Genomic DNA, 12473 nt, shown 5'->3' with positions numbered 1-12473 from the left:
CGGCAGGCCCGGGCGCTGTCGTCGGTATCCTGGGTCGGTGAGCAGAGCCAGCAGCACCCCCGAGCCCGTCGGCCCCGGTGTCTCCCCGCAGAGCGGCGGAGTACCACGCATCGTCCCCAAGAAGCCCGCGAAGCCGCAGTTCGCGTCGACGATGCTCGTCCTCGAGGCGTTCGTCGTGGTCTTCGCCACGCTCACGGCGTCACGGCTCCTCGACGTCCCCGCGGGCCAGGTCTGGCTCGTCGGTGGTGTCCTCGCTCTCACGCTCCTCGTCCTCAGCCGGACGGTGACCATGCCGGGCGGCTATGTCGCCGGGTCGCTCGTCCAGGTCCCGTTCCTCGCGGGCGGTCTCGTCATCCCCCTCATGTTCCCCGTGGCGATCGTCTTCATCGCGCTGTGGATCGTCTCGCTGTGGCTGGGCGCGAAGATCGACCGGGAGCGCGCGGAGTACGACGCGGCGCACCCCGACGAGGCGCCGAACGTCCGCTGATCGCCGCGGCGTCGGAGTCACCCACTAGGGTGTTCCGCATGACTACAGACCCCGCACCCGCGACCTCCCGCACCCTCGTCCTCGTCAAGCCGGACGGCGTCCGCCGGGGGTTGTCGGGGGAGATCCTGCGCCGGATCGAGGCCAAGGGGTACACCCTCGCAGCCGTCGAGCTGAAGACCGCGACCGACGAGCTCCTCGCGCAGCACTACGCCGAGCACGAGGGCAAGCCGTTCTACGCACCGCTCGTCGAGTTCATGAAGTCCGGCCCGGTGCTCGCAGTCGTCGCCGAGGGGCAGGGCGTCATCCCGGGCTTCCGCTCGCTCGCAGGGACGACCGACCCGACGACCGCCGCCCCCGGCACCATCCGTGGTGACCTCGGCCGTGACTGGGGCCTGAAGGTGCAGCAGAACCTCGTGCACGGCAGCGACTCGGAGGAGTCTGCCGCCCGCGAGATCGCCCTGTGGTTCCCCGGCCTCTGAGCACCTGACACCCACGCCGCCAGCAGCACACCGGCCGTCGTACCGTGCATCTCAAGACCCTCGCTCTGCGGGGATTCAAGTCGTTCGCATCGGCGACGACCCTCCGGTTCGAGCCGGGCGTCACGTGCGTCGTGGGGCCCAACGGCTCCGGCAAGTCGAACGTCGTCGACGCCCTCGCCTGGGTCATGGGCGAGCAGGGGGCCAAGACGCTGCGCGGCGGGAAGATGGAGGACGTCATCTTCGCCGGCACGTCAGGTCGGCCGCCGCTCGGACGGGCCGAGGTGGCCCTGACGATCGACAACTCCGACGGAGCGCTCCCGATCGCGTACTCCGAGGTGACGATCAGCCGGACGCTGTTCCGCAACGGGGGCTCTGAGTACGCGATCAACGGGTCATCCTGCCGGCTCCTCGACATCCAGGACCTGCTCTCCGACTCCGGCCTCGGGCGGGAGATGCATGTCATCGTCGGTCAGGGGCAGCTCGACGCGGTGCTCCGGGCGACCCCTGAGGAGCGGCGCGGGTTCATCGAGGAGGCCGCGGGGGTGCTCAAGCACCGCAAGCGCAAGGAGAAGGCGCTCCGCAAGCTCGAGAGCATGCAGGGGAACCTGCTGCGTCTCGGCGACCTCACGGCGGAGGTGCGCCGGCAGCTCGGTCCGCTCGGACGTCAGGCCGAGGTCGCGCGTCGTGCCGCTGCCGTGCAGTCCGACCTCCGGGACGCCCGTGCCCGACTCCTCGCAGACGACCTCGCCCAGCTCCTCGCGACGAGGGAGCAGGAGATCGCCGAGGACACCGCGGTCCAGCAGCGACGGGCCGCGGCGGAGCAGGCGCTCGACCAGGCTCGCGGAGCGCTCGCGGAGAGCGAGGCCAGGGCAGCCGAGGCCGCGCCGGCCCTCGCGGCCGCGGCTGAGACCTGGTACGAGCTGTCCGCCGTCGCCGAGCGCGTCCGGGGGACCCGGACGCTCGCGGCCGAGCGTCTGCGGCTGCTCGCAGCACCGCAGGAGACGACCCGGGGTCAGGACCCGCGTGACCTCGAGGCACAGGCCGAACGTGCCCGTGCCACCGAGGCGCAGCTCCAGCACGAGGTCGAGCGCCTCCGGGTGGCGCTCGAGGCGGCTGGCGTCGAGCGCACGGACGCGGAGGAGGGCGCGAGCTCCGCGGAGCGCTTCCTGGCTGCACTCGTGCGCGCGTCCGCCGACCGGCGGGAGGGACGGGCGCGCCTCGCGGGCAAGGTCGCTGCTGCACGCTCACGGTTCGAGGCGACCGCGTCCGAGATCGAGCGGGTCCGCGAGTCGCTCGCCGAGGCTGAGCGCCGCGCGAGCCGCGCCACGCAGGAGGCTGAGGCGCTCGAGACCGAGGTGCAGGGCGCGGAGCAGGGCGAGCACGACCTCGACGCACAGCACGAGGCGGCTGCCCTCGCGCTCGAGGCTGCGACGAGCGCCCTGCGCGCCGCGCGGGAGGCGCGGGCCGACGCGGAGGCCGAGCATGCCCGGTGGCGCACCCGGAGCGAGACGCTCGAGATGAGCCTCGACCGCAAGGACGGTGCCGGGGTGCTGCTGGCCTCCGACGCGTCCGGGCTGCTGGGACCCGTCGCTGATCTGCTGACCATCGCCCCCGGGTACGAGGACGCCGTCGCCGCGGCTCTCGGGTCGTGGGCCGACGGGGTTGCGGCCGGGTCCGTCGACGCAGCCGCCGCAGCGCTCCGCCTCCTTCGCGAGGAGGAGGCCGGCCGCGCCGCCCTCGTGGTGGCGGCCGAGGGCGAGCCGGTCGTGCAGTCCGCGGAAGACGACCTCCCGCCGGGCGTCGTGCGGGTGACGGACGTCCTGACGGTGGACCCGTCGGTGGCGCGGGGCATCGCAGCCCTGCTCCGCACCGTCGTCGTCGTGGACGATCTCGACGCCGCTCGCGGCCTCGTCGCCGGGCGCCCGGAGCTCGTCGCTGTCACCCGCACCGGTGATCTCCTCGCTGCGGACCGCGCGGCGGGCGGCTCGGCGTCCGCACCGGGTGCGTTGCACCTGCGCGCGGCGCTCGCCGAGGCGCAGTCCGGGGCGCGTGAGGTCGAGGAGCGGCTGCTCGCCATCCGTGCTGCCGAGGAGCAGGCACGCGAGGCGCAGGCGGCCGCGCGGGCGCGTTCCGAGGAGACGCTCGTCAACCTCAACGCGTCGGACGCCGCGCTGGCGGCCGTGGCGGAGCGGCTCGGGCGCCTCGGTGCGACCGCGCGTGGTGCCAGCGCAGAGGCCGCGCGATTCACGGCCCAGCTCGCGGCCGCGACCGCGAACCTCGAGCGTCTCGAGCAGGAGATGGCGGAGCTCGAGGACCGTCTCGAGGCGGCCGACGCCGTCCCGGAGGAGTCCGAGCAGTCCATCGCAGCGGCGACCTCGGACCGCGACTCGCGCGCCGCAGCAGCGGCCGACGCCCGAGCCAGGGAGGTCGAGGCACGGCTCGCGCTGCGGACGAGCGAGGAGCGTGCCCGCGCACTTGCTGGTCGCGCGCAAGGGCTCGACCGTGCGGCCGCCGCGGAGCGAGCTGCTCGTGAACGCGCGGCTGCGCTCGAGGCCGAGCGCCTGCGCCAGATCGATCGAGCCGCCGCGGTCCAGGACGCGACCACGGTGCTCCTGCGCCAGGTCGAGCGCTCGCTCGAGCGAGCGGGTCTCGAGCGGGATGCGGCGCAGCGGGCCCGCGCCCAGCACGACGAGGAGACTGCACGACGACGGGGCGTCGTGCAGGACCTCGACGGGCAGGTGCGGGCGCTCACCGACGTCGCCCACCGTGACGAGGTCCTCCGGGCCCAGCATCAGCTGCGCATCGAGCAGGCCGAGCAGCGCTCGCGTGAGGACCTCGGGCTCGACCCCGAGGTCCTCGTCGAGGAGTACGGGCCGCACCGTCCCGTGCCCGACCCGCCCGGCAGCGCGGCGGCGGACGGGGAGGACCCCGACGCTCCGCGCGAGCGCCCCTATGTGCGCGCAGAGCAGGAGAAGCGGCTCAAGGCCGCCGAGCGGGACGTCGCGCGTCTGGGGCGCGTCAACCCGCTCGCGCTCGAGGAGTTCGCGGCGCTCGAGGAGCGGCACACCTTCCTCACCGATCAGCTCGCCGACCTCAAGACCTCCCGGGCCGACCTCCTGCAGATCGTCCGGGAGATCGACGAGCGCGTGGAGCAGGTGTTCACCCAGGCCTTCCACGACACCCAGGCCCAGTTCGAGGAGGTGTTCCCGCGGTTGTTCCCCGGCGGTGAGGGGCGCCTCGTGCTCACCGACCCGTCGGACATGCTCGCGACGGGCATCGAGGTGGAGGCGCGGCCTGCCGGCAAGCGCGTCAAGAGGTTGTCCCTCCTGTCGGGCGGCGAGCGTTCGCTCACCGCCGTCGCGCTCCTCGTGTCCATCTTCAAGGCACGACCCAGCCCGTTCTACGTCATGGACGAGGTCGAGGCGGCGCTCGACGACACCAACCTCGGCAGGCTCCTGGAGATCTTCGTCGAGCTCCGACGGGACAGCCAGCTCATCGTCATCACGCACCAGAAGCGGACGATGGAGATCGCGGACGCCCTCTACGGGGTCACCATGCAGGGCGACGGCGTGACGACGGTCATCAGCCAGCGCATGCCCGCCCGGGACTGACGCACGCTGCCCCCTGCCGGCGGGGTCGGGCAACGTGCTGGCCGCCCGTCCGCTCGCGGTCGACCGCTCGTGGTGCAGCGCGACGCCCCGTCCTGAGAGACTGCAGGGGTGACTGAACTCCTCCCGCTGTGGATCACCCTCGCTGTCCTCGCCCTCCTCGTCCTCGGCTTCGTCGGCGTCTCGACCGCACGACGGCGCCGCGGGGCTCCGCCGATCGACCGCTCCTCGACGGGCGCCCAGGTCGGCCCACGGGCGCACGAGGCGGACGGGACGGGCGTCGCGCTGGACCCGGCTCCCGGCGGGCTCGTGGACCCCGGGCTGACCCGACCCGAGGTCGGCGTGCCCGACCTCGACCTCCCGCAGGTCGAGGTGCCCGAGCCGGCAGCCGGGCGGCTGACCCGGTTGCGCGAGCGGCTCGCGCGCTCCGGTTCCCCCCTCGGCACCCGGCTGCTCTCGGTGCTCTCGCGCGACCACCTCACCGAGGACGACTGGGACGAGCTGGAGGAGACCCTGCTCCTCGCGGACGTGGGTGCCGGTCCGGCGACCGAGCTCATCGAGGCCCTGCGCCTGCAGGTGCGGGTCCAGGGGGTCAAGGACGCGGCGAGCGTCCGAGCGATGCTGCGGTCCGAGCTCATCACGCTCGTGGACCCGACGCTCGACCGCAGCCTCAACACCCGGCCCGTGGTGAACGAGGACGGCACGAAGACACCAGCCGTCGTCCTCGTCGTCGGGGTCAACGGCACCGGCAAGACGACGACGGTCGGCAAGCTCACCCGGGTGCTCGTCGCGGACGGCAGCTCGGTGGTCCTTGGCGCAGCCGACACCTTCCGGGCAGCAGCCGCGGACCAGCTGACGACCTGGGGCGCCCGGGTGGGCGTCGAGACGGTGCGGTCCTTCAAGGACGGGGCAGACCCTGCGGCCGTCGCGTTCGATGCGGTGCGTACGGCGCGCTCCCGCGGTGCGGACGTCGTTCTTGTCGACACCGCGGGACGTCTGCAGAACAAGGCCGGCCTCATGGACGAGCTCGGCAAGATCACCCGCGTCATCACCAAGGAGGCGCCCCTGAGCGAGGTTCTCCTCGTGCTGGACGCCACGACAGGACAGAACGGACTCAACCAGGCCCGGGTGTTCGCAGAGGTCGCGGGTGTCACGGGCATCGTCCTGACGAAGCTGGACGGGACCGCCAAGGGCGGGATCGTCGTCGCCGTGCAGCGTGAGCTCGGCGTCCCGGTCAAGCTCGTGGGCCTGGGTGAGGGGCCGGACGACCTCGCCCCGTTCGACCCCGCCGGATTCGTGGACGCCCTGCTCCAGGAGTGAGCCCGGCCCGGATCGGGGCATCGTCGGCCTGCGCGAAACACAACGTTTACCTGAGTGGTGATCTCGTCACGCGGGCGTAACACGATCGCGCGCTGAGGGTAACCGCGCTCCCAGAAGGTTGTACCCGACCGGCCGCCCCGGCTGGGATGGGAGATGATCCGATGGAATGGGATACCGGAGCTACCGCGTGGATGCTGACGTCAGCGTCTCTCGTGCTCCTCATGACGCCCGGTCTGGCGTTTTTCTACGGCGGCATGGTCCGAGCCAAGTCCGTGCTCAACATGATGATGATGTCGTTCGGCGCGATGGCCATCATCGGCGTCGTGTACGTGCTGTGGGGCTGGTCGATGTCGTACGGCTCCGACGTCGGCGGGATCATCGGTAACCCGTTCGATCAGTTCGGCCTCTCCGGCACCATCTTCGACGAGGCGGGTGATCCGGTGGTGAGCACCCTCGGCAACTACCCGCAGGTCGTCGACGTCGCCTTCCAGGTCACCTTCGCGATCATCACGACCGCGCTCATCAGCGGCGCCATCGCGGACCGTGTGAAGTACGGCAGCTGGCTGCTGTTCACAGCCCTGTGGGTCACCCTCTCCTACTTCCCGATCGCCCACATGGTGTGGGGCGGTGGGATCCTCAGCGGTGCCGAGAACAGCATCGCGTCGATGATCTTCGGCAGCACGGACGGCGTGGCCGACGTCGCGCCCATCGACTTCGCGGGTGGCACGGTCGTGCACATCAACGCCGGTGTGGCAGCGCTCGTGCTCGTCCTGCTCATCGGAGCGCGCAAGGGCTTCGGCAAGGAGCCGATGCGCCCGCACAACCTCCCGTTCGTCATGCTCGGTGCCGCGCTCCTGTGGTTCGGCTGGTTCGGGTTCAACGCGGGCTCCGCCTTCGGTGCCAACGAGACGGCCGGCCTCGCCTGGGTCAACACGACGACGGCCGCCGCGGCAGCCATCCTCGGGTGGCTCGTCGTGGAGAAGATCCGTGACGGTCACGCCACGTCGCTCGGTGCCGCGTCCGGCATCGTCGCTGGTCTCGTCGCCATCACCCCCGCCGCTGGTGCGCTCAGCCCCGTCGGCTCGATCGTCCTCGGTCTCGTCTCCGGCGCCCTGTGCGCACTCGCCGTCGGCCTCAAGTACCGGTTCGGCTACGACGACTCGCTCGATGTCGTCGGCGTCCACCTCGTCGGGGGCCTCGTCGGTACCGTCGCGATCGGATTCCTCGCGACCGAGACCGGTCTGTTCTACGGTGGCGGCATCGACCAGCTCATCATCCAGATCGTCGTCGCAGTCGTGGCCATGATCGTCTCGGCGGTCGTGACGCTCGTCATCGGCCTCATCATCAAGAGCACCCTCGGCTGGCGGGTCACCGAGGAGGCGGAGGTCGGCGGCATCGACCTCGCCGTCCACGGTGAGGGCGCATACGAGACCCTCGGCGGCGGCCGGGTCATTACGGAGGTCAAGGCATGAAGCTCGTCACCGGAATCATCCAGCCCCACCGTCTCGACGACGTGAAGTCGGCCCTCGAGGCGGCCGGCGTCCGAGGGATGACCGTCAGTGAGGCCAGCGGCTACGGCCGCCAGAAAGGCCACACCGAGGTGTACCGCGGCGCCGAGTACACCGTGGACCTCGTGCCCAAGGTCCGCATCGAGGTCCTCGTCGAGGACGACGACGCCATGGTCGTCACCGGCGTGATCGTCCAGGCCGCGCAGACCGGGAAGATCGGCGACGGAAAGGTCTGGACCGTTCCCGTCGACGACGTGGCCCGGGTCCGTACCGGGGAGCACGGCGCGCAGGCTCTGTAGCGCACGGACGAACACCGAACAGCACGAGACGGACCGGTCGATCGGCCGGTCCGTCTTGCGCTCCCCGGCCGGGGAGCACGTCAGGGGGCGACAGGATGACGGAGCAGGTGCAGGGACACGGCGCGCAGGCGGACCCCGGTTCCCCCGGAGCGCCGGGAGCAGCACGGGGGGTGCGGGACCTGCGGACCGAGCGGCTCGCCGTCGCGGAGCGGTTCAACCGGGTCGGTGCAGCAGGAGCAGGGACGTCCGAGCTGGGACGTGCACGGCGGGAGTCGCTCGTGGACCTCGTCACCGGCAGGCTCGCCGAGCTGTGGCAGGACGCCGCCGCGGACCTCGACCCGAGCGGTGTCGCGCTGGCGGCCGTCGGGAGCCTCGGACGCGGAGACCTGGGGCCGATGAGCGACCTCGACCTCGTGCTCGTGCACGACGGGCGGACGCACTCCGCAGAACAGCTGTCCGCGCTCGCAGACCGGCTCTGGTACCCGATCTGGGACTCCGGCCTCGACCTCGACCACTCGGTGAGGTCGCTCGCGCAGTGCCGACAGGTGGCGTCGAAGGACCTTCCCGCGGCCGTCGGCATGCTTGACGTGCGGCCGATCGCGGGAGACACCGTCGTCGTGCACCGGGCCACCTCCGCCGTGCTGTCCGACTGGCGTTCCGCCGCGCGACGGCGCCTGCCCGAGCTTCTCGCATCGACCCGTGCGCGAGCAGATCGGCACGGGGAGCTCGCCTACCTCGTCGAGCCGGATCTCAAGGAGGCACGAGGCGGCATCCGCGATGCGGTCGTCCTCGGAGCACTCGCCGCGACCTGGCTGACCGACCGCCCCCACGGGGCCGTCGACCGGGCCTACGCGCACCTGCTCGACGCGCGCGACGCGCTCCAGCTCGCGACGCGACGCCACACGAACCGCCTCGTGCTCGCGGACCTCGACGAGGTCGCCGCGCGCTGCGGGTACGACGACCCCGATGACTTCCTCGCGAGTCTCGCCGAGGCAGGCCGGGAGATCTCCTACGGGCTGGACACGACCGTGCGTCGTGCACGCCAGGCACTGCAACGCCCGTTGGCCGCGGCGCGCCCCTTCATGATCCGCGGCCGACGGGCGGCTCCCCGCCTGCGTCCCGTGGGGGACGGGCTCGTCGAGCACGACGGCGAGCTCGTGCTCGCCGTCGCGACCGACCCGACGACGGACCCCATGCTCGCGCTGCGGGCCGCCGCGACGGCAGCGCGCACCGGTCTGACGATCTCACCGGTGTCCGTGGCGAGCCTCGCGCAGTGCCCGCCACTGCCTGAGCCGTGGCCGCGCGCGGCCCGGGCTGCGCTGCTCACCGTGCTCGGCTCCGGTCAGGCACAGATCCCCGTGTGGGAGGCGCTCGACCTGGCCGGCGTCGTCACGTCCTGGATCCCCGAGTGGGCCGGTGTGCGGAACCGGCCGCAGCGGGCCGCCATCCACCGGCACACCGTCGACCGACACCTCATCGAGGCGGTCTCGCTCGTCCCCCGCAAGGCGGTGGCTCGCGGCGACGTCCTCCTGCTGTCAGCGTTCCTGCACGACATCGGCAAGCGCGCCGGCGCGCAGGACCACTCCGTCACCGGCGCGGGTCTCGTCCCGGCGATCCTGGGGCGGATGGGCTTCGCGGAGGACGTCATCGCCGACGTCGCGCGGATGGTCGCCCACCACCTGACCCTGTCGCGGCTCGCGGTGAGCAGCGACCCGAACGACCCGGCGACCGTCGCCGAGCTCGCCGCAGCCGTCGACCACCGTGCGGACCTGCTCGACGTGCTGCGTGCCCTGACCGAAGCCGACTCGTCGTCGCTCGGACCGACGGCCTGGACAGCGTGGCGTGCGCGGCTCGTCGACGACCTCGTCGAACGCACGCGGCGGACCCTCGAAGACGGGCCGGGGGACGGCCGGGGCGCCACGCCCGAGGAGTGAGCCGGTAGTCTTGGCTCTTGGCCATATCCAGCGAACGGTGAGGATTGCAACGGTGTTCGCCACTCTGTCCGACCGCCTGACATCGACCTTCAAGAACCTCCGGACCAAGGGACGTCTGTCCGAGGCGGACATCGACGCGACCGTGCGGGAGATCCGGCGCGCGCTCCTCGACGCGGACGTCGCCGTCCCCGTCGTCCGCGAGTTCACCGGGACCGTGCGTGAGCGAGCGTTGTCCGCGGAGGTCTCCGGGGCGCTCAACCCCGCGCAGCAGGTCGTCAAGATCGTCAACGAGGAGCTCGTCGCGATCCTCGGCGGCGAGAGCCGTGGCCTGCGGTTCTCGAAGAACCCCCCAACGGTGATCATGCTCGCCGGCCTCCAGGGTGCCGGGAAGACGACGCTCGCCGGGAAGCTCGCGCTGAGCCTGCGGACGCAGGGGCACACCCCGCTGCTCGTCGCCGCTGACCTCCAGCGTCCGAACGCCGTCACCCAGCTCAAGGTCGTGGGCGAGCGCGCGGGCGTCCCCGTCTACGCCCCGCACCCCGGGGTCGCCGGTGAGGACGAGACACCCCGCGGCGACCCGGTGGCGGTCGCGAGCGCCGGCGTCGAGACGGCACGCTCGCGGCAGCACGACGTCGTCATCATCGACACCGCGGGTCGCCTCGGTGTCGACGCTGAGCTCATGCAGCAGGCCGCGGACATCCGGGACGCGACGAACCCCGACGAGATCCTCTTCGTCATCGACGCGATGATCGGTCAGGACGCGGTCGCGACGGCCCAGGCGTTCGCGGACGGGGTGAGCTTCACCGGCGTCGTGCTGTCCAAGCTCGACGGAGACGCCCGAGGTGGTGCAGCCCTGTCGGTGGCGAGAGTCACCGGGCAGCCCATCCTCTTCGCGTCCACGGGTGAGAAGCTCACCGACTTCGAAGCGTTCCACCCGGACCGGATGGCGTCCCGCATCCTCGACATGGGTGACATCCTCACCCTCATCGAGCAGGCGGAGCAGGCCTTCGACGCGGGCGAGGCCGAGGCCATGGCGGCCAAGGTCGCCGCGGGCACGGACTTCACGCTCGCCGACTTCCTCGTCCAGATGCAGCAGATGCGCAAGATGGGCTCGATGAAGAAGATGCTCGGGATGCTGCCCGGCATGGGGCAGATGCGCGAGGCTCTCGAGAACTTCGACGAGCGCGAGGTCGACCGCATCGAGGCGATCATCCGGTCGATGACCCCCGCCGAGCGCGAGACGCCCAAGATCATCAACGGGTCGCGCCGCGCGCGCATCGCCCGGGGTTCCGGGGTGACGACCACGGATGTGAACCAGCTGCTCGAGCGGTTCGCCGGCGCGCAGAAGATGATGCGGCAGATGTCCCGCGGCGGCGGCATGGCGGTCCCCGGTATGGGGAACCTCCCCGGCATGGGCGGCAAGAAGTCGCGCGGTCGCCAGCAGGCGCAGCAGGTCCGTGGCAAGAAGAGCAAGTCCGGCAACCCGGCGAAGCGCGCTGCTGAGCAGCGCGCAGCTGCGGCCGGGACAGCTCCGACCGCCCCCGGCTCGGCCTTCGGCATCGGGCAGAGCGGCCAGCCGGACGCTCCGCTCGAGATCCCCGCAGGTCTCGAGAAGTTCCTCGGTCGCTGACGGTCGGGCCGGGCGAGGTACGCGATGCCCCAGGTGATCCACGTGCGCGGCGTCGTCGTGCTCGGGGAGGACCAGGAGGTCGGGGACCTCTGGGTCGAGGACGGGCACGTCCGCCTCACGCCGCCGACCGGACTGAGCGGGGACGTCCTGCACCTGGAGGGCTTCGCCTTCCCCGGTCTTGTCGACGTGCACTGCCACGTGGGTCTCGGCCCGGACGGCGGGGTCGGTCCGGCGGTCGCCGAGCAGCAGGCGCGAGCCGACCGGGACAGTGGCGTCCTGCTCATCCGCGACGCCGGCTCGCCCGTCGACACCGGATGGATCGCCCGGCGCCCGGACCTCCCACGGATCGTCCGGGCTGGACGGCACCTCGCACGGCCCAAGCGGTACATCCGTGGGTTCGCGCGGGAGCTCGACGACGTGCGGGAGCTCCCCGCGTCCGCCGCCGAGGAAGCCGCCCGCGGGGACGGTTGGGTGAAGATCGTCGCCGACTGGATCGACCGGGACCTCGGGGACCTCGCTCCGCTCTGGCCGGACGACGTCGTGCACGACGCTGTCGCGGCGGCGCACCGTGCCGGCGCCCGGGTGACCGCTCACACGTTCTCGGCAGAGGCCGTACCCGGGTTGCTCGGGGCGGGGATCGACTGCCTCGAGCACGGCACCGGGTTGACACCCGAGCAGATCGACGAGGTGGCCCGGCGGCAGGTGGCCGTGACGCCGACCCTCCTGCAGATCAGCCAGTTCGAGGAGATCGCCCGGCAGGCGGACGCCCGGTACCCCGTGTTCGCAGCGCGCATGCGCGCGATGCATCGGCGCAGGTACGAGCAGGTGCGGGACATGCACGACGCGGGCGTCCGTCTTCTCGTGGGGACGGACGCGGGAGGCACGATCGCGCATGGTCGGATCGCCGCCGAGTGTGCGGAGCTCGTGCGCGCGGGGATACCAGCAGCGGACGTCGTCGCGGCGGCCAGCTGGCGCTCCCGGCAGTATCTCGGGGTCGGCGGGCTCGGCGACGGTTCGCCGGCAGACCTCGTGCTCTACGCCGAGGATCCCCGGGCGGACATCGGCGTCCTGGCGGCGCCGTCGGCGGTCGTCCTGCGCGGTGAGATCCACCCGCGAACGTAGGTGGAGCGGGCCTCGTGGATCTGGCATAATGATCCGCTGTACTCGGCATGCCCGGCCCCTCTCTCCGTGCGTAGCCGCGTTTCGAA

General features: G+C 72.0%; 9 protein-coding genes. All 9 read left to right on the top strand.

Features of this window, described 5'->3' with window-relative positions:
* Nucleotides 1-37: 37 nt before the first annotated feature.
* The 9 genes from AC54T1_RS08350 (at nucleotide 38) to AC54T1_RS08310 (ending at nucleotide 12387) form a co-directional block, all read left to right on the top strand.
* Nucleotides 38-487 (top strand): DUF4233 domain-containing protein, encoded by a 450-nt coding sequence (locus AC54T1_RS08350; protein WP_484345248.1) that lies wholly within the window; start codon nucleotides 38-40, stop codon nucleotides 485-487.
* 38 nt (nucleotides 488-525) lie between these two features.
* Complete coding sequence (gene ndk, locus AC54T1_RS08345; protein ID WP_484345249.1) at nucleotides 526-966, top strand: nucleoside-diphosphate kinase; 441 nt, start codon at nucleotides 526-528, stop codon at nucleotides 964-966.
* Between the two features lie 44 nt (nucleotides 967-1010).
* On the top strand, nucleotides 1011-4577 hold the full coding sequence (gene smc, locus AC54T1_RS08340) for a chromosome segregation protein SMC (protein ID WP_496911649.1): 3567 nt from the start codon (nucleotides 1011-1013) through the stop codon (nucleotides 4575-4577).
* 108 nt (nucleotides 4578-4685) lie between these two features.
* The gene (gene ftsY, locus AC54T1_RS08335) at nucleotides 4686-5894 is read left to right on the top strand and encodes a signal recognition particle-docking protein FtsY (protein WP_496911648.1); all 1209 of its coding nucleotides are present in this window, start codon (nucleotides 4686-4688) and stop codon (nucleotides 5892-5894) included.
* Nucleotides 5895-6055: 161 nt separating this feature from the next.
* Nucleotides 6056-7366, top strand: coding sequence for an ammonium transporter (locus tag AC54T1_RS08330; RefSeq protein ID WP_484345252.1), 1311 nt, complete (start codon nucleotides 6056-6058; stop codon nucleotides 7364-7366).
* Nucleotides 7363-7701: a P-II family nitrogen regulator gene (locus AC54T1_RS08325; RefSeq protein WP_484345253.1), complete on the top strand. Its 339-nt coding sequence runs from the start codon at nucleotides 7363-7365 to the stop codon at nucleotides 7699-7701. The genes AC54T1_RS08330 and AC54T1_RS08325 overlap by 4 nt, the downstream gene beginning before the upstream one ends.
* A gap of 95 nt (nucleotides 7702-7796) precedes the next feature.
* Nucleotides 7797-9635: a [protein-PII] uridylyltransferase gene (locus AC54T1_RS08320; protein ID WP_496911647.1), complete on the top strand. Its 1839-nt coding sequence runs from the start codon at nucleotides 7797-7799 to the stop codon at nucleotides 9633-9635.
* Nucleotides 9636-9687: 52 nt separating this feature from the next.
* Nucleotides 9688-11265 (top strand): signal recognition particle protein, encoded by a 1578-nt coding sequence (ffh, locus tag AC54T1_RS08315; protein WP_484345255.1) that lies wholly within the window; start codon nucleotides 9688-9690, stop codon nucleotides 11263-11265.
* A gap of 24 nt (nucleotides 11266-11289) precedes the next feature.
* Nucleotides 11290-12387, top strand: a complete 1098-nt coding sequence (locus AC54T1_RS08310) for an amidohydrolase family protein (RefSeq protein WP_496911646.1) — start codon at nucleotides 11290-11292, stop codon at nucleotides 12385-12387.
* Nucleotides 12388-12473: the final 86 nt, after the last annotated feature.

The sequence above is a fragment of the Sanguibacter sp. Z41_6 genome, from assembly GCF_059621145.1.
Note: the sequence above shows the minus strand (reverse complement) of the source record. Positions and strands in the feature narration are given on the sequence as shown.